This is a genomic window from Streptomyces sp. SID5643 (assembly GCF_009872555.1).
GTDB classification, from domain to species: Bacteria; Actinomycetota; Actinomycetes; order Streptomycetales; family Streptomycetaceae; genus Streptomyces; species Streptomyces iakyrus.
This window is the reverse complement of the sequence record NZ_WWIC01000119.1, coordinates 15,560-31,461: the sequence shown is the minus strand read 5'-3', so window position 1 is coordinate 31,461 and position 15,902 is coordinate 15,560. Positions and strand designations below refer to the sequence as shown.

Genomic DNA, 15,902 nt, shown 5'->3' with positions numbered 1-15,902 from the left:
TTGATCGCGCAGTTCCCCGGCGCCCCCAGGGAAGTGCAATGCCCCTCGTTGAATGGAACTCTTCTTATGTCTGACACCATCACCGTCGCCGGCGTTCCCGTTGATACCCGGCACTGGATCGGGGGGCGTCGCGTCGCCTCCGCCGGGACCTTCACCGATCACTCGCCCATCGACGGCAGCGCCCTCGGCGAGATCGCCCGAGGCGGGCCCGCCGAGGCCGAAGCCGCTGTCGCCGCGGCCCGGGACGCGTTTCCCGGCTGGGCCGCCACCCCCCGGGCCGAACGCGCTCGCATCCTGCACGCCGTCGCCGACGGGGTCGAGAAGCGGATCGAAGAGCTGGCGATCGTCGAGACCACCGACAACGGCGCTCTGCTGCGTTCCCACCGGCGAGGCGTCATGCCCCGCGTCGCCCACAACTTCCGGTTCTTCGCCGACTGGTTGCTGCGCCTCGAACACGAGGACTTCGAGACGCGCGGTCACACCAACCACGTCAGCTGGGACCCGGCCGGGCCCTGTGTGCTGATCACGCCGTGGAACGCGCCCCTGATGCTGGCCACCTGGAAGGTCGCCCCCGCGCTCGCCGCCGGGAACACCGTCGTCCTCAAGCCCGCCGAGTGGTCGCCGCTGACCGCCTCCCTGCTGGCCGACATCGCCGCGGAGGCCGGACTGCCCGCCGGTGTCCTCAACGTCGTCCAGGGGTACGGCTCAGAGATCGGCGACGCGCTCACCTCCCACCCCGACGTGCGCCGCATCAGCTTCACCGGGTCGGTGCCGACGGCCAAGCGGATCGCGGAGTCCGCCGCCGCGCATCTCACCCCGCTGAGTCTCGAACTCGGTGGAAAGTCACCCCTGTTGGTCTTCGCCGACGCCGATCTGGACCTGGCCGTCGACCTCGCCGTGGAGCAGTACGACAACGCCGGGCAGGTCTGCCTCGCGGCCACCCGGCTGCTGGTCGAGGAGTCGATCGTCGCGGAGTTCACCCGCCGCTTCGTAGAGAAGGCGAGCGCCCTGAAGCAAGGGGACCCGCGCGACGAGGCCACGGACATCGGCCCCAACATCCACCCCCGCCAGCTGGAGAAGATCGACGGATTCGTGCAGCGGGCCCTCGCGGCCGGGGCACGGGCGGTGATCGGCGGGCACCGCAAGGACGGGCAGTACTACGCGCCGACGCTGCTCACTGACGTCGCCCAGGACTCGGAGATCGTGCAGGAGGAGGTCTTCGGGCCGGTTCTCACCCTCCAGACCTTCGCCGGTGAGGACGAGGCCGTACGGCTCGCCGACGACACCCGGTTCGGGCTCGCCGCCACCGTCGCGACCGGCGACCGGGAGCGGGCCGAGCGGGTCACCGCGCGGCTCGTCGCCGGCACCGTCTGGGTCAACTGCTTCTTCGTGCGCGACCTCCGGGCACCCTTCGGCGGCTCCCGGCAGTCCGGGGTCGGCCGCGAGGGCGGCACCTGGAGTTTCGACTTCTACTGCGACCTGAAGAACACCGTCACCGCCCCGGAGGGATGGGAGCAGGACCATGGGTGAGATCGTCGGGGCCGGGCTGCTCGCCCACGTGCCCACCATCGTGCTGCCCGAGGCCGACCGGCTGGAGCTCAACGAGGGCAAGGAGATCACCCTCGTCACCGGGCTCCGGGAACTGCGCCGGGACGTCTTCGAGCGGGATGGCGCCAATGACTACGACACCGTCGTCGTCCTGGACTCGCACTGGGCGACCACCGTCGAGTTCGTCGTCACCGCGCAGGCGCGCAGGGCCGGACTCTTCACCTCCGAGGAACTGCCGCGCGGCATGTGCAGGATGCCGTACGACTTCCCCGGCGACCCCGAACTCGCCCACAACGTGGCCGCGTTCGCCGACAAACACGGCACCTGGATCACCCCGATCGACGACGCGTACCTGCCGATCTACTACGCCACCCTCAACCTCTGGAAGTACCTGGGGGAGGGACTGCCCGACAAGCGCTGGGTCACCATCGGCGTCTGCCAGACCGGCGACATGGAGGACCACCTGCGGCTCGGGCGGGCCCTGGCCGACGGCATCGCCGCGACCCCCGGGCGACGGGTGCTGCTCATCGCCTCCGGCGCCCTCTCGCACACCTTCTGGCCGCTGCGCGAACTGCGCGACCACGAGGCCAGCGACCCGGTGCACATCCGCACCCCCGAGGCCCGGGAGGCCGACCAGGAACGCATCGCCTGGTTCAAGGAAGGCCGCCACGACAAGGTCCTCGACACGATGGACGCGTTCTGGAAGCACAAGCCCGAGGCGAAGTTCTTCCACTACCTGATGATGGCCGGCGCGCTCGGCGAGCAGGCCTGTGTCGCCAAGGCCCGCCAGTACGGCGCGTACGAGAACTCCGTCGGCACCGGCCAGGCCCACCTCTGGTTCGACCGCCCCGCCGGCGGCTGGACCGCCGACCACACCCCCGCCCAGGAGTCCGCCCATGCCTGAGTACCGCCGCATCCTCCTCGACGGTGCCGCCGTCCAGGTCGCCGTCGACGGCGACGAACTCGTCGCCGGGGACGGCCGCCGCGTCAAGGCCGAGGACGCCCGGCACCTGCCGCCGGTCGTCCCGTCCAAGGTCATCGCCGTCCACCTCAACCACCGCAGCCGCGTCGAGGAGTTCCGGATCGGCCTGCCCGACACCCCCACCTACTTCCACAAGCCCACCTCGTCCCTCAACTCCCACCGGGGCGCGATCGTCCGCCCCGAGGGCTGCAAGTGGCTCAACTACGAGGGCGAGGTCGCCATCGTCATCGGGAAGACCGCGCGGAACATCCCGCCGGCCGAGGCCGGGGAGTACATCGCCGGTTACACCGTTGCCAACGACTACGGCCTGCACGACTTCCGCGACACCGACGCCGGGTCGATGCTCCGGGTGAAGGGCTCCGACACCCTCTGCCCGCTCGGCCCCGGGCTGGTCACCGACTGGGACTTCCACGGCAAGCGGCTGCGGACGTACGTCAACGGAGAGGTGGTGCAGGACGGATCGACCGACGAGATGAAGTGGGACATGCACTACCTCGTCGCCGACATCGCCCGCACCATCACCCTGTACCCCGGGGACGTCCTGCTGTCCGGCACCCCGGCCAACTCGCGGCCCGTCCGGCCGGGGGACGTCGTGGAGGTGGAGGTCGAGGGACTGGGGCGGCTCACCAACCACATCGTGACCGGACCGACCGCCGTCCGCACCGACGTGGGCGCCCAGCCCACGGAGTCGGAGGAGGTGCTGTCGACCGCGCTCGGCGGCGACTGGGAGTTCCGTGGCATCCGGGCCCCTCGCCGCTGACGCGGGGCCCGGCCGTCCCGCCGCCGCGTGCGAGCGCCCCGGTAGGGTCACGGGCATGACCGAGCCCGCCGGGCGACGCCCCCGCAAGCGCGTGAACTACGGCACGGGACGTGAGGCCCTGCTGGAGGCCGCCGTGCGTGTCGTGGCCCGGGGCGGGCTGCGCAGGCTCACCTACCGGGCCGTCGCGGAGGAGGCCGGCGTCACCCACGGCCTGGTCGTGCACCACTTCGGCTCGCGCGACGCGCTGATCGAGGAGGCCGTGGCCCACGCCATCCGCTCCTCCCTGAGCAGCAGCGCCCTCGAACCGGGCACGGGCGAGGTCGCCGACTTCTCGGTGGGCCTGACGGACATGGTGGAGGCCGGTCCGGACCTCCAGGCCTTCCAGTACGAGCTGCTGCTGGAGGCCCGGCGCCGCCCCGAGCTCCTGGCCCACCTGCGCTCGCTGTACGACGAGTACTTCGACGCGACCCGGCGTGAACTCACCCAGATGCTGCCCGGCCCGGTCGACCGGGGCCTGTCCCGGATGGTGTTCGCCACCCTGGAGGGCCTCGTCCTGCACCAGCTGGTCTTCGGTGAGCGCGAGGTCATCGACGAGGCCCTGGACGAGCTGCGCTCGGTGCTGCGCCTGCTCGCCGGGCGGCGCGGCGACGAGGCCTGACCCGCACCGGTCTCCCGCGCCCCGCCGCGCTGGAACTCCTCGTCCCTCACCCCTTGCCAAACGGATAGTTCGGCCTCACGATGAGGCAACTCGTTTGGCCTGAAACGATCCTTCCTCCCCTCTGGCAGGTGATCCGAGTGGACAGTCAGACGGTCTCCCGGCACGCGACGGAACCGGACGCGCCCACCGCAGGCACGCTCAAGCCCAACGCCCTCGGCGTCCTGGGCATCCTCTTCTTCGTCCTGTCCGCCCAGGCCCCGCTGACCGGCATCGCCGGCGCGGCCCCCATCGCCGTGGCCCTCGGCAACGGCCCCGGTGTGCCCGCCGCCTATCTGGTGGCGGGCCTGGTGATCCTGCTGTTCTCGGTGGGCTTCGTCGCCATGGGGCGCCACGTGGTGGACGCGGGCGCCTTCTACACGTACATCGGCAAGGGCCTGGGCCGCACCACCGGAACCGGCAGCGCGGGCCTGGCGCTCTTCGCCTACTGCACCATCCAGGCCGCCATGTACGGCCTCTACGGCGCCATCGTGAGCGGCCTGGTCGCGACCCACACCGGCCTCGACCTGCCGTGGTGGGTCTGGACGCTGGCCACCATGGCCGTCGTCCAGGGGCTCGGGGCGGCCGGTGTCGAGATGGGCGCCAAAGTCCTCGCCGTGTTCGTCCTGGCGGAGTTCAGCATCCTCTCGGTCTTCGCCCTGGTCACCCTCTTCAAGGGCGGCGGACCCGAGGGGCTCGGCCTGGCCGAGAGCTTCTCGCCGTCCGCGGCCCTGGACGGCGCACCGGGCGTGGCCGTGATGTTCGCCGTGGCCTCCATGTTCGGCTTCGAGGCCACCGCCATCTACGGAGAGGAGGCCCGCGAGCCCAGGAAGACCGTGCCCCGGGCCACGTACCTCGCGGTCGCCGTGGTCACCGGCTTCTTCGCCCTGGTCTCCTGGATGCTCATCTCCTCCTACGGCGCGTCCCGGGCCACCGCGGCCGCGGGCAAGGCCCTGGAGGGCGGCGACGGTGCCGGGTTCGTCTTCGCACCCATCGCGGCCGACTTCGGCGGCTGGGTGGGCGACGTGCTGCCCGTCCTGCTCGCCACGTCGCTCTTCGCCGGGATCCTCACCTTCCACAACTCGGCCAACCGCTACCTGTTCTCCCTCGGCCGCGACCGGCTGCTGCCGCTGCGGCTGTGCCGCCTCAACCGGCGCCACGCGCCCTGGACCGCCGGGTGCGTCCAGACGGTGCTCGCCGTCCTCCTGGTCGTGCCCTTCGCGCTGGCAGGCAAGGACCCGGTGCTGACGCTGTTCTCCTGGTTCAGCGGCGTCGCCGTCCTGGCGATGATGCTGCTGTACCTGCTGACCTCGGTGTCCGTCGTCGTCTTCTTCCGCCGCTCCCGCCTCGACAGCCGCCCGTGGAACACGCTGATCGCACCCACCCTGGGCGCGCTCGGCATCGCGGGGGCGATCTGGCTCATCCTGGCCAACTTCACCACCCTCATCGGCGGCGAACGCAGCACCGCCCTGTGGCTCACGCTGTCCGTCCCGGTCGTCATGGCGCTCGGCCTCGTCGCCGCACGGGTGCGGGGCAGGGCCGCCGGCGACTGACCACGAGCACGTCGTTCCGCGGACAGCCCCGCCCTGTCCGAGACCAAAGGAGGATTCTTCATGCCGGCCGTCCCCCACGACGAGTGGCTGCGCCGCGCCACGGCGTTCCAGCTCTCCGGTGCCCATCACATCGACGGCGCCGAGGAGGCCGGCGGAGGGGCGGTGTTCCCCGTCGTGTCCCCGCGGGACGGCCGGGTCGTCGCCGACGTCGCGGACGGCGGCGCAGCCGAGGTCGACGCGGCCGTCGCCGCCGCCCGGCGCGCCTTCGACACCGGCCCGTGGCCGCGCCTGGCACCCGCCGAGCGCGGCCGGGCCCTGCTCCGCCTCGCCGATCTGCTCGAAGAACGGCGCGAGGAACTCGCCCTCACGGTCAGCCTGGAGATGGGCAAACCGATCTCGGACGCGTACGGCATCGAACTGCGCGCAGTCACCGGCACCTTCCGCTGGTACGGCCAGCTCGCGGACAAGCTCACCGACGAGTCCCCGCACACCGCCCCGGACGCCCTCGCCCTGGTCACCCGGGAACCCGCCGGTGTGGTCGGGGCGGTGGTCCCCTGGAACTTCCCGCTGACCCTGGCCGGCTGGAAGATCGCCCCGGCCCTGGCGGCCGGCTGCACGGTCGTCCTCAAGCCCTCGGAGAACTCCCCGCTCTCGGCCCTGCTGCTCGCCCGCCTCGCCACCGAGGCCGGCCTCCCGCCGGGCGTCCTCAACGTCGTCACCGGCGACGGCCCCTCGGCGGGCCGCGCCCTCGGCCTCCACCCGGACGTCGACGTCCTGGCCTTCACCGGCTCCACCGCCGTCGGCCGCCACTTCCTGCGCTACGCCGCCGACTCCAACCTCAAGCGCGTCTGGCTGGAACTGGGCGGCAAGTCGCCCAACATCGTTCTGCCCGACGCCCCCGACCTGGACAAAGCGGCCGCCACCGCAGCCTGGGGCATCTTCTTCAACCAGGGCGAGATGTGCACGGCCCCCTCCCGGCTCCTCGTGCACTCCTCGATCGCCGAGCGGGTCACCGAGGCCGTGGTCCGGCGGGCCCGCGCCCTGAGGGTGGGCGACCCGCTCGACCCGGAGACGGAGATGGGCGCCCTCGTCGGCCGGGCACACCTGGACCGCGTGAGCGACCACATCCGGCACGGCCTCGACGAGGGTGCCCGGCTGTGCACCGGCGGCGCCCGGGTCCTGGAGGAGACGGGCGGGACGTACCTGGAGCCGACCGTCTTCGACCACGTGGACCCCGGTTCGCGCCTGGCGCGGGAGGAGATCTTCGGCCCCGTCCTGTCGGTGCTCGCCTTCGACGACCTCGACGAGGCGGTTCGCCTGGCCAACGCCACCGAGTACGGGCTCGCCGCCGGCCTGTGGACCTCCGACCTGTCCACCGCCCACCGGGTCTCGCGGGCCCTCAAGGCCGGGACGGTCTGGGTCAACTGCTACGAGGAGGGCGACCTGACCGTGCCCTTCGGCGGGATGAAGCAGTCGGGCAACGGCCGCGACAAGTCCGCCCACGCCCTGGAGAAGTACACCGAGCTCAAGACCACCTGGATCCAGCTGTGACCCGGCCCCTGATAGCGATCCCGGCCCGCTTCTCGGCCACGGCCTCCGCGCTCCGGTACGCCGCCGAGGTCAACGCCCGCGCCCTGGTCGAGGCCGTCTGGCGGGCCGGCGGCGAACCGGCCGGCATCCACCCGGCGGACACCGGCACGGCCGCCCGGCTGGCCCGCTTCGACGGCGTCCTGCTCCCCGGCGGCGGCGATCTCGCCCCCTCCCGCTACGGCGCCACCGACACCCACGACACCGTCTACGACGTCGACACCCTCCAGGACACCTTCGACCTCGACGTCGCGCGGCACGCCCTGGAGTCGGGGCTGCCGCTGCTCGCCGTGTGCCGAGGCCTCCAAGTGGTCAACGTCGCTCTCGGCGGCACCTTGCAGCAGGACATGGGAGGGCCGGAGCGCGAGCACCGGCATCTCGTTCACCCCGTCACCCTGGAACCCGGTTCGCTCGTCGCCCGGGCCGCCGACGCCGAGAAGGTGGACGCGTCCTGCTACCACCACCAGCGCGCCGACCGGCTGGGCAGGGACCTGCGCGTCACGGCCCGGGCGGCCGACGGCACGGTCGAGGCGCTCGAACTCCCGGGCGCCGCGGGCTGGTTCACGGCCGTCCAGTGGCACCCGGAGGACACGGCCCACGAGGACCCCGCCCAGCAGGGCCTGTTCGACGCGCTCGTGCGGGCCGCGACCCGGTGAGGCCCCTAGGCCCGGGGCCGCCGGCCGCTGCGCCGCGGGGCGGGCTCGGCGCCGCCCAGCAGCGACTGCCGCCGCTCCTCGCCGTGCTCCTCCACCTGGAGCACCACACTGCGCAGCCCCTCGGCGAGGCTGCGGCACTCGGCGTCGCTGAGCCCGGCGGTGACGAAGGCCTCCTCCTCGTTGAACGCCGGGAACACCCGGGCCATGAACTCCTCGCCCTCCGGGGTGAGGCGCAGCAGTACCAGCCGCCCGTCGCTCGGATGGCCGTCCCGTCGCAGCAGGCCCCGGGACTCCAGCGTGCGCACCACACCCGTCAGCGTGCCCTTGGAGATCCCCGCCTCCTCCGCCACGTGCCGGGTCTCCGACTCGCCCCACACCCAGACCACCCACAGCACCACGAAGGCCGTCCAGGTCAGATCCGAACCGCGCAGCACCGAGTTCTCCAGGTGCTGCCGCACCGCGGATGCGGCCCGGTAGATGTTCGCCACCGCCGCCATCTGCTCCCGGCGGATCGCGATGCCGCCGAGCTTCGCCGCGGCGAGCTTCTCGGCTTCGGTGATGGATCGGTGCCCCGGCACGGGCGGCTCCTTCGTCTGGTCGCGACGTCTCACGCACACACGGGCGGCTCGTCCGGGCCGTCCGGTCGTTCGGACTCAAATTGTACGAAGTCGAAAGGGAACCCCGTCATGCCCAGCCCTCCCCGCATGCTCCTCGTCCTGAGTGAGAACTGGACCCTCACCGGCGGCCGGGCCGATCTGCCCGCCGCCGTCCGCTGGGCCCGCGAAGCCGAGGACGCCGGCTTCGACGCGGTCATGCTCAGCGAGCACATCGTCCTCGGCCCCGACGCGGCGGCCGCCGGGGTCATGGGCAACCCCCGCGACTACGCCCTCCCCGGCAACCAGGACCCGCACACCCCCTGGCCGAACTCCCTGCTGCTGCTCGCCGCCATCGCCTCCGTCACCTCCCGGCTGCGCCTGGCCGCAGCGGCCGTCCTCGCCCCGCTGCGCCACCCCCTGCTGCTCGCCCGCGAGCTCGGCACCCTCGACCTGATCAGCGAGGGCCGCCTCGTCGTGCAGCCGACGGTCAGCTGGAGCAAGGACGAGTACGACGCCCTCGGGGTGCCCTTCGGCCGGCGCGGGCGGCTCCTCGACGAGCACCTGGAGGTCTGGGCGAAGGCCTGGGGGCCGTCGCCGATCTCCCACGACGGACCGCACTACCCCTTCCGGGACGTGTACTTCGAACCCAAGGCCCACCGGCCCGACGGCCCCCGGCTCTGGTTCGGCGGCCAGCGCCTGCACGGCCCGGTCCTGCGCCGCCTCGTCCGGTACGGCCACGGCTTCCACCCGCTCGGCCGGCCCACGCCCGAGGACCTGCAAGGACTCAAGGAGGCGATGTCGGCGGCCGGGCGGGACGTTGCCGGCCTGGAGATGATCGGCGGTACGCAGGCCGTCTTCCCCGACGACCGCTCACCTGCGGACCTCGGCGCGGCGCTGTCCGTGATCCCGGAGCAGCTGGAGCAGGGCTTCACGACCTTCTGCGTCAAGCCGAACCAGTTCATCGACGACCCGGGCGGCGTGGGGGAGTTCTGCCGCGAGGTGATGCGGCGCGTCGAGGCGCTGACGTCCTGACCGCCCCGGCCCGGATCACCGTTCGACGAACCGCGTCAGGTGGTCCGGGTCCGGCCGCAGCAGCCCGTCCCGCACCGCGAGCGCCGTGGCCTCGGCCCGGGAGGCGCAGCCGGTCTTGCGCAGCAGGTGCTCGACATGGCTGTGCACGGTCCGCGGGGACAGGAACAACGCCTGCGCGATGGCCTGGTTGGTCTGGCCGGTGGCCGCCCGGGTGAGCACCTCCAGCTCCCGGGGGCTGAGCCCGTACGGCAGTTCCGTGGGCGTCTCGTGCACCAGCACCGCGTCCGCCGCCAGGCCGGGCCCGGCCGGATGCCGGTGCAGGACGACCCGGCGCCAGCCTCCGCCGGCCGGCCACAGCAGCCGCAGCCGCTGACCGCCCGTGCCGGTGAAGGCGTGCAGCAGCGCCCCGAACCCGCCCTCCTCCCGCAGCACCCGGGGCCGGTCGCGTCCGGGCAGGTCGACGACGCGGCCGTCGCCGGTGACGAGGCTCGCCGCGTCCGCGTCCGCCAGGCCGTGCAGATCGTCGGCGTGTGCCAGCGGGTCGGCGAAGGCGGCCAGGGCGGGGATCACGGAGGCGAGCAGCCGTCGCGCGTCGGTGTCGTAGGCGTCCGCGGTCTCGGTGGAGAGATGGACCAGACCCACCAGCCGGCCCCGGTGGCGCAGCGCTCCCGTGACGCCGTCCCGGAAACCGGCCGGGCGGACCCGCTCGGCGTAGAACCAGCCGTGCCGGAAGCGCGGACCGGCCTCCTCGGAGTCCTCCGCGTCCTCCGAGATGGACGGCGGCAGCTCCCGCCGTACGACGTTGCGGTACCACGGGGTGGCGACGAACTCGCCGGCGAGGGCCTGCGAGGCCTCGGCGGTGTAGCCGATGCTCGCGATCTGGACGTGGGAGCCGGTCAGCGGGTCGATCGTGAGCAGGGTCGCCGCGTCCAGCGGCAGTGCGCGGGCGAGTTCCCGCAGGGCCTGCGCGGAGGCCGAGGCGGTGTCGCGCTCGCGGGTGAGCATGCCGATGCGGGCGGCTGCCGCGATCTGGTGGTGGCTGGTCATGCGAGCCTCCGGGCGGCTCGGGCAGCGATGTCGTTTGGGGCCTAACGATAGGGGGCCCGCCGGGGTCCCACAAGACGTCCGGCGGAGCCCGGGCGGAACCCTCGGTCGGTATTTGTACGGATGGTGCGGCGGGCCCGGCCGGTCTTTCCTGTTCGGCACAGCCGGACGCCCGCTCCAGTCGGGCCCGCCCCTCGGAGAGCCCTCGCCATGACCCCACCCCCGTACACCGCCTCGCGCAGAGACTTCCTCGCGCTGTCCGCCGCCACCGCCCTGGCGGCAGCGGGCTGCTCGGCCCCGGAGAACACGGCAGCATCGGCCAAGCCCGCACGCTCCGGCGGCACCCGCCTGACGACGATAGGCCTCGACTACCCCTTCACCCAGCTCCCGCTCTACTCCACGCTGGTCAAGCTCTCCACCGCCCGGGCGAAGCGGCACGGCATCTCCCTGCTGACGACGAGCGACAACGCCAGTGCCGACACCCAGGCCACCAACCTCAACACCTGGGTCGCCCGCGACGTCCCCGCGATCGTCTCCTTCCCCATGGTCTTCGAGGCCGCCGAACCCATCGCGAAGGCAGCCCTCGACGCGGGCCTGATCTGGGTCACCTACGGAGGCTCCCTGCAACACCAGAGCGCCGACATCCGGTTCAGCTTCCGCGAGGGCGGCACCCTGCTCGGCGCGGCGGCGGCGAAGTGGGCGCAGGAGCACCTCGGTGGCAAGGGCAAGATCGCCTTCCTCACCGACGACACCATCGAGCTGGGCCGGGAACGCACCAAGGGCATGATCGACGCCTTCACCAAGGCGGCGCCCGGCGTCGACGTGGTGGCGCGGGAGCAGTCCATCGACCCGGACACGGGCTTGTCGAAGACGCAGGCGGTCCTCGCCAAGCACCCCGACCTCAACCTCGTCCTCGGCGTCACCGACGCCGCCGCGTACGGCGGCTTCAAGGCCCTCCAGCAGGCAGGCCGGGACAAGGACGACGCGAAGACCTTCGTCGGCGGCCAGGACGGCTCCGCCCCCTCCCTCCTCGCCGTCAAGCAGGGCACGTTCTACCGGGCCTCCGCCGCCCTCGCGCCGAAGGACATCGCCGCCGCCATCGTCGACGTGCCGCGCGCGGTCGCCGCCGGAAAGGCGAACCCCAGCGCCCAGGTGCCCATCACGCTCGTCCAGCGCGCCGACACCGCCCGGATCGACGCCCTGCTCGCCCAGAACGCCTAGGACGGGCGCCATGACCACCACCAGCCTCCGCGTCAGCGGCCTGACGAAGTCCTTCGGCGGCGTCCGGGCCCTCGACGGCGTCGACCTCACCGTCCCCGCCGGGCAGGTGCACGCCCTGCTCGGCCACAACGGCGCCGGCAAGTCCACCCTCATCAAGTGCCTGGGCGGCGCCTACCCGCCCGACGCCGGCACCATCGAGGTCGGCGGGACGTCGTACGCCCGGCTCACCCCGCGCGAGTCCATCGCGTCCGGTGTGGCGGTCATCTTCCAGACGCTCAGCGTGGTCGACGCTCTGACCGTGGCGGAGAACATCTTCCTCGGCCAGGAGTGGACCCGGCACGGCCGCATCGACCGGCGCGCCCAGGAGGAGGTCGCCGCCGGACTGCTCCATCGAGTGGCCGCGAAGTGCTCCCCGCGTGACCGGGTGGGTGACCTGCCCATGGGACAGCGCCAGTTGGTGGAGATCGCCAAGGCCCTCAGCCGCAGCGCCTCCGTCCTCGTCCTCGACGAACCGACCGCCGCCCTGTCCGGCGCGGAGACCGACGCCCTGGCCGAACGCGTCGAGGACCTGCGCACCCAGGGCCTCGCCATCGTCTACGTCACCCATCTCCTGGGCGAGGTCGAACGGCTCGCGGACGCGGTCACCGTCCTGCGGGACGGCCGGGTGGCCCACCACGCGACGGTGGCGGGGCGGACCCGGCGGGACCTGGTGGAGGCGATCGCGGGACGGCCGGCGCAGGCCGTACCGAAGCCGCGACGGCCTGCCGCCCCACCGCGTCTCGTCGTCGAAGCGCTGCACGGGCCCGGCTTCGGGCCCGTCGGCCTCACCGTCGCCGCGGGCGAGCGCGTCGGTCTGTTCGGGCTCATCGGCTCGGGCCGTACCCGCGTCCTGGAGACCCTCTACGGCAGGCGCCGTGCAACCGCGGGCGCGATCCGCGTCGGCGACCGCACCGTCACCCCCGTGCGGCCGGCCGACGCGCTCGCGGCCGGGATCGCGCTCGTCCCCGCCGACCGGCGGGCCCAGGGCCTGTTCCCCTCGATGACCGCGCAGGACAACGCGCTGCTGCCCTCCGTCAAGACCCTGTCCCGCCACGGGCTGCGGGCGTTGCGCTCCGAGCGGCGGGTCTTCGGCGCGCTGGCCACGGCCGTCGGACTGCGCCCGGCCCGGCCCCGGCTGCCGGCGGGCGCGTTCTCCGGCAGCAACCAGCAGAAGCTCGTCCTCGGCCGGTGGATCAACGAGACCCGGCCCGTGGACGTGCTGCTGCTGGACGAGCCGACCCAGGGCGTCGACGTGGGCGCCCGGCAGGAGATCTACCGCGTCGTGTCCACCCTCGCCGAGGAACGCGGCACCGCCGTGCTGTTCGCCTCCAGCGACCCCGAGGAGGTCGTGGCCCTCGCCGACCGCTGCCTGATCGTCTCCCGGGGCCGGATCGCGGGCGAACTCTCCGGCGCCGAACTCACCGAACAGGTACTGCTGTCGGCCGTTCACGACCCCCTGACCGCCGAAGGAGCAGCATGACCACCGCCGACCCGGTCCTCCCGCGGCCCCGCCCGATCACCACCGGCGGGCTCGCCGCCCTACGCCGCAACCCCCTCCTCGTCGTGCTCGTCGCGATGGTGCTGGTCTTCCAGCTGACCACGGGCAGCTTCCTCGACCCGGCCAACCTGAGCGGCATCGCCACCGACGCCGCGACCCTCGCCATCGTCGCCGTCCCCCTGGCCCTGCTCGTGATCAGCGGCTACCTCGACCTGTCGGTCGGCTCGACGCTCGCCCTCGGCGGGCTGGTCGGGGGCTGGCTGGCGGGGCAGCACCACCAGTCGCCCGCCGTCGCCCTGCTCGGGGCGCTCGCGGCCGGGGCCCTGGTGGGGGCGGTCAACGGCTTGCTGTGCTGCTGGTTCGGCCTGTCCGCCTTCATCGTCACCCTCGGCATGCTGACCGCCGTACGCGGCCTGGCGCAGCAGCTGTTCCCGCTGCCGCTGAGCGGCTTCGGCTCCGGGTTCGCCTGGATCGGCGGGGCCCGCGTCGCCGGGATCGCCGCGCCGGTCGTCATCGCGGCGCTCGTGCTGGCCGCGGGTGCCCTGTTCCTCGCCCTCGCCCCGGCAGGCCGGCACGTCTTCGCCATCGGCGTCAACCGCGAGGCCGCCCACCTCTCCGGCATCCACATCCGCCGCACCCCGTTCGCCCTGTTCGTCGCCACCGGCGTGGCCGCCGCCCTGGCCGGGGCCATCAAGGCGTCGGTGCTGGACAGCGCGGTGGCCGGCACCTCCGGCGCCGGGTTCGAACTGACCGTCCTGACCGCGGTGCTGCTCGGCGGCGTCGCCCTCACCGGCGGCTCCGGCTCCATCCTCGGCGTCCTGCTCGGCGTGCTCTTCCTCGGCGCCCTGCAGAACGGCCTGACCCTGCTGAACGTGCCGGCCTTCTGGCAGCAGATGGCCCAGGGCACCGCGCTGGTGGCCGGCGCGGCCCTGGCGTACTTCGCCCCCCGCACCGGGCGCTGACCGCCCACCCCACTGAAATGAGGTCACCCGTGAGCGACACCGCTCCCACGCTCGTTCTGACCGGCGGTCAGGTCCTCACCGTCGACGCCGGGTTCACCGTCGCCCAGGGCGTCGCCGTGCGCGGCCGGGACATCCTGGCCGTCGGAAGCGACGCGGAGATGCGCGCCCTGGCCGAGCCCGGCACCCGGATCGTCGAACTGGACGGCCGGACCGTGCTGCCCGGCATCAACGACTCGCATCTGCACGGAGCCGCCTACGGCATGACGAAACCCCCGTTCGCCCTCGACGTCGGCCACCCGTCGGTCGGTTCCGTCGCCGACATCGCGGCGGTCGTCGGCCGGGCGGCACACGAGACCCCGGAGGGCGAATGGATCATCGGCCTGGGCTGGGACCCCGGCTACCTCGCCGAGTGCCTCGCCGACCCGGGCCGCTTCCCGCACCGGCGGGACCTGGACGCGGTGGCCCCCCGCCACCCGGTCTGCCTGACCGACTTCTCCTCGCACATGGTGTGGGTCAACTCCGAGGCGCTGCGCCGCTGCGGCATCGACGCCGACACCCAGGCCCCGCCCGGCGGTGTCATCGACCACGACCCCGACGGCCGGCCCACCGGCATCCTGCGCGAGGCCGCCGGGCGGCTCGTCCAGGCCGAACTGCCCGCCCCGACCCGGGCCCAGCGCCGCCGGGCCATCCAGGGCGTGATCCGCGAGCTGCACTCCCGCGGCATCACCAGCTACACCGAGCCCGGCCTCGGCCCCGGCGGGGCGGGCTCCCTCTTCGGCGGCCTGAGCACCGACAACTGGACCGCCTACGCCGACCTCGCCGCGAGCGGAGATCTCCAGGCCCGCGTCAGCGTCCTGCTGCTGCCCGCCCCGATGGGAGGCTCCGCCGACGACGTCCGCAAGGGGCTGGCCGAACTGCGCCGCCCCGAGTCGGCCGACCCCCGGCTGCTGCGGGCCATCGGAGTCAAGATCTTCGCCGACGGAGTGCCGCCCAACCGCACGGCGTGGATGAGCGAGCCGTACCCGGACGGCGGCCACGGCGCCCTGTGCGTGCACGGCGACACGCCCGCACTCCAGGAGCACGAACTGCGCGAGATGATCAGGCTCGGGCACGAGGCCGGCTTCCAGCTCGGCGTGCACGTCACCGGCGACCGCGCCATCGACCTCGTGGTCGACGCCTTCCTCGCCGCGAACACGGCCGCACCCCGCCGCGACGCCCGCCACTACGTCATCCACGGCGACTTCATCAGCCCGGACAGCCTGGCCGGGCTCGCCGCGCACGGCTACGGCGTCAACATGAACCCCGCCATCAAGTGGACCATCTCCGACCTGATGGACGAGGTCGTCGGCCCCGAGCGCTCCGCCTACCAGTGGCCGGTGCGCTCCGCGCTCGACGCCGGGGTACGGGTCTGCGCCAGCTCCGACGCGCCGATCACCGAGCCCGACTGGCGTCAGGGCGTGGCCTCGATGATGCTGCGCGAGTCCAAGGCCAGCGGCCGCCCCAGCGGCCCCGAGCAGTGCGTACCGCTCGCCGACGCCCTGCGGGCCTACACGTCCACCGCCGCCTGGCAGGACTTCGCCGACGGCTGGAAGGGCACCCTGGAACCGGGCCGGGCCGCCGACCTGTGTGTCCTGGACCGGCCGCTGCTCGGCCTCGACCCGCACGAGATCACGCGGGTGCAGGTGGATCTCACGGTGTTCGACGGGCGGGTCGTCTTCGAACGGTGAGCC

The 15,902-nt window shown here is 73.2% G+C and carries 14 protein-coding genes; 12 read left to right on the top strand and 2 right to left on the bottom strand.

Annotation, left to right across the window (positions count from 1 at the left end; translation table 11 throughout):
• Nucleotides 1-66: 66 nt before the first annotated feature.
• The 7 genes from GTY56_RS15205 to GTY56_RS15175 all read left to right on the top strand — a co-directional run bounded on the left by GTY56_RS15205 (nucleotide 67) and on the right by GTY56_RS15175 (nucleotide 7,780).
• Nucleotides 67-1,530, top strand: coding sequence for an aldehyde dehydrogenase (locus tag GTY56_RS15205; RefSeq protein WP_161365895.1), 1,464 nt, complete (start codon nucleotides 67-69; stop codon nucleotides 1,528-1,530).
• Nucleotides 1,523-2,452, top strand: a complete 930-nt coding sequence (locus tag GTY56_RS15200; RefSeq protein WP_161365894.1) for a 3,4-dihydroxyphenylacetate 2,3-dioxygenase — start codon at nucleotides 1,523-1,525, stop codon at nucleotides 2,450-2,452. Before GTY56_RS15205 ends, GTY56_RS15200 begins: the two co-directional genes overlap by 8 nt.
• Entirely contained in the window at nucleotides 2,445-3,290 is an 846-nt protein-coding gene (locus GTY56_RS15195) for a fumarylacetoacetate hydrolase family protein (RefSeq protein ID WP_161365893.1), read from the top strand. Before GTY56_RS15200 ends, GTY56_RS15195 begins: the two co-directional genes overlap by 8 nt.
• A 55-nt stretch (nucleotides 3,291-3,345) precedes the next feature.
• The gene (locus tag GTY56_RS15190; protein ID WP_161365892.1) at nucleotides 3,346-3,948 is read left to right on the top strand and encodes a TetR/AcrR family transcriptional regulator; all 603 of its coding nucleotides are present in this window, start codon (nucleotides 3,346-3,348) and stop codon (nucleotides 3,946-3,948) included.
• Between the two features lie 137 nt (nucleotides 3,949-4,085).
• A complete protein-coding gene (locus GTY56_RS15185; protein WP_161365891.1) occupies nucleotides 4,086-5,537 on the top strand; it encodes an amino acid permease in 1,452 nt (483 codons plus the stop codon).
• A 60-nt stretch (nucleotides 5,538-5,597) separates the two neighbouring features.
• Entirely contained in the window at nucleotides 5,598-7,088 is a 1,491-nt protein-coding gene (locus GTY56_RS15180; RefSeq protein ID WP_161365890.1) for an aldehyde dehydrogenase, read from the top strand.
• The gene (locus GTY56_RS15175) at nucleotides 7,085-7,780 is read left to right on the top strand and encodes a gamma-glutamyl-gamma-aminobutyrate hydrolase family protein (RefSeq protein WP_161365889.1); all 696 of its coding nucleotides are present in this window, start codon (nucleotides 7,085-7,087) and stop codon (nucleotides 7,778-7,780) included. The genes GTY56_RS15180 and GTY56_RS15175 overlap by 4 nt, the downstream gene beginning before the upstream one ends.
• Before the next feature lie 5 nt (nucleotides 7,781-7,785).
• On the opposite strand, the gene GTY56_RS15170 is transcribed toward GTY56_RS15175, so the two are convergent.
• Nucleotides 7,786-8,358: a MarR family transcriptional regulator gene (locus GTY56_RS15170; RefSeq protein ID WP_161365888.1), complete on the bottom strand. Its 573-nt coding sequence runs from the start codon at nucleotides 8,356-8,358 to the stop codon at nucleotides 7,786-7,788.
• A 108-nt stretch (nucleotides 8,359-8,466) separates the two neighbouring features.
• On the opposite strand from GTY56_RS15170, the gene GTY56_RS15165 reads away from it, so the two are divergent.
• Complete coding sequence (locus tag GTY56_RS15165; RefSeq protein WP_161365887.1) at nucleotides 8,467-9,408, top strand: TIGR03619 family F420-dependent LLM class oxidoreductase; 942 nt, start codon at nucleotides 8,467-8,469, stop codon at nucleotides 9,406-9,408.
• Between the two features lie 15 nt (nucleotides 9,409-9,423).
• Here the strand turns inward: GTY56_RS15165 and GTY56_RS15160 are convergent, their stop codons facing one another.
• Nucleotides 9,424-10,455: a helix-turn-helix transcriptional regulator gene (locus GTY56_RS15160; protein WP_161365886.1), complete on the bottom strand. Its 1,032-nt coding sequence runs from the start codon at nucleotides 10,453-10,455 to the stop codon at nucleotides 9,424-9,426.
• A gap of 207 nt (nucleotides 10,456-10,662) precedes the next feature.
• Between GTY56_RS15160 and GTY56_RS15155 the strand changes: the two genes are divergently transcribed.
• The 4 genes from GTY56_RS15155 to GTY56_RS15140 are packed head-to-tail and all read left to right on the top strand — an operon-like array spanning nucleotide 10,663 to nucleotide 15,899.
• Nucleotides 10,663-11,673 (top strand): sugar ABC transporter substrate-binding protein, encoded by a 1,011-nt coding sequence (locus tag GTY56_RS15155; RefSeq protein WP_161365885.1) that lies wholly within the window; start codon nucleotides 10,663-10,665, stop codon nucleotides 11,671-11,673.
• A 10-nt stretch (nucleotides 11,674-11,683) separates the two neighbouring features.
• Nucleotides 11,684-13,192: a sugar ABC transporter ATP-binding protein gene (locus GTY56_RS15150; RefSeq protein WP_161365884.1), complete on the top strand. Its 1,509-nt coding sequence runs from the start codon at nucleotides 11,684-11,686 to the stop codon at nucleotides 13,190-13,192.
• Nucleotides 13,189-14,172, top strand: a complete 984-nt coding sequence (locus GTY56_RS15145) for an ABC transporter permease (RefSeq protein ID WP_161365883.1) — start codon at nucleotides 13,189-13,191, stop codon at nucleotides 14,170-14,172. The genes GTY56_RS15150 and GTY56_RS15145 overlap by 4 nt, the downstream gene beginning before the upstream one ends.
• Nucleotides 14,173-14,201: 29 nt before the next feature.
• A complete protein-coding gene (locus tag GTY56_RS15140; RefSeq protein WP_161365882.1) occupies nucleotides 14,202-15,899 on the top strand; it encodes an amidohydrolase family protein in 1,698 nt (565 codons plus the stop codon).
• The last annotated feature ends 3 nt before the right edge of the window (nucleotides 15,900-15,902 follow it).

Bases quoted from the DNA above. Each gene is read 5' to 3' on its own strand.
- GTY56_RS15205 (WP_161365895.1), top strand. From the start codon at position 67: ATGTCTGACACCATCACCGTCGCCGGCGTTCCCGTTGATACCCGGCAC.
- GTY56_RS15200 (WP_161365894.1), top strand. From the start codon at position 1,523: ATGGGTGAGATCGTCGGGGCCGGGCTGCTCGCCCACGTGCCCACCATC.
- GTY56_RS15195 (WP_161365893.1), top strand. From the start codon at position 2,445: ATGCCTGAGTACCGCCGCATCCTCCTCGACGGTGCCGCCGTCCAGGTC.
- GTY56_RS15190 (WP_161365892.1), top strand. From the start codon at position 3,346: ATGACCGAGCCCGCCGGGCGACGCCCCCGCAAGCGCGTGAACTACGGC.
- GTY56_RS15180 (WP_161365890.1), top strand. From the start codon at position 5,598: ATGCCGGCCGTCCCCCACGACGAGTGGCTGCGCCGCGCCACGGCGTTC.
- GTY56_RS15165 (WP_161365887.1), top strand. From the start codon at position 8,467: ATGCCCAGCCCTCCCCGCATGCTCCTCGTCCTGAGTGAGAACTGGACC.
- GTY56_RS15160 (WP_161365886.1), bottom strand. From the start codon at position 10,455: ATGACCAGCCACCACCAGATCGCGGCAGCCGCCCGCATCGGCATGCTC.
- GTY56_RS15155 (WP_161365885.1), top strand. From the start codon at position 10,663: ATGACCCCACCCCCGTACACCGCCTCGCGCAGAGACTTCCTCGCGCTG.
- GTY56_RS15150 (WP_161365884.1), top strand. From the start codon at position 11,684: ATGACCACCACCAGCCTCCGCGTCAGCGGCCTGACGAAGTCCTTCGGC.
- GTY56_RS15145 (WP_161365883.1), top strand. From the start codon at position 13,189: ATGACCACCGCCGACCCGGTCCTCCCGCGGCCCCGCCCGATCACCACC.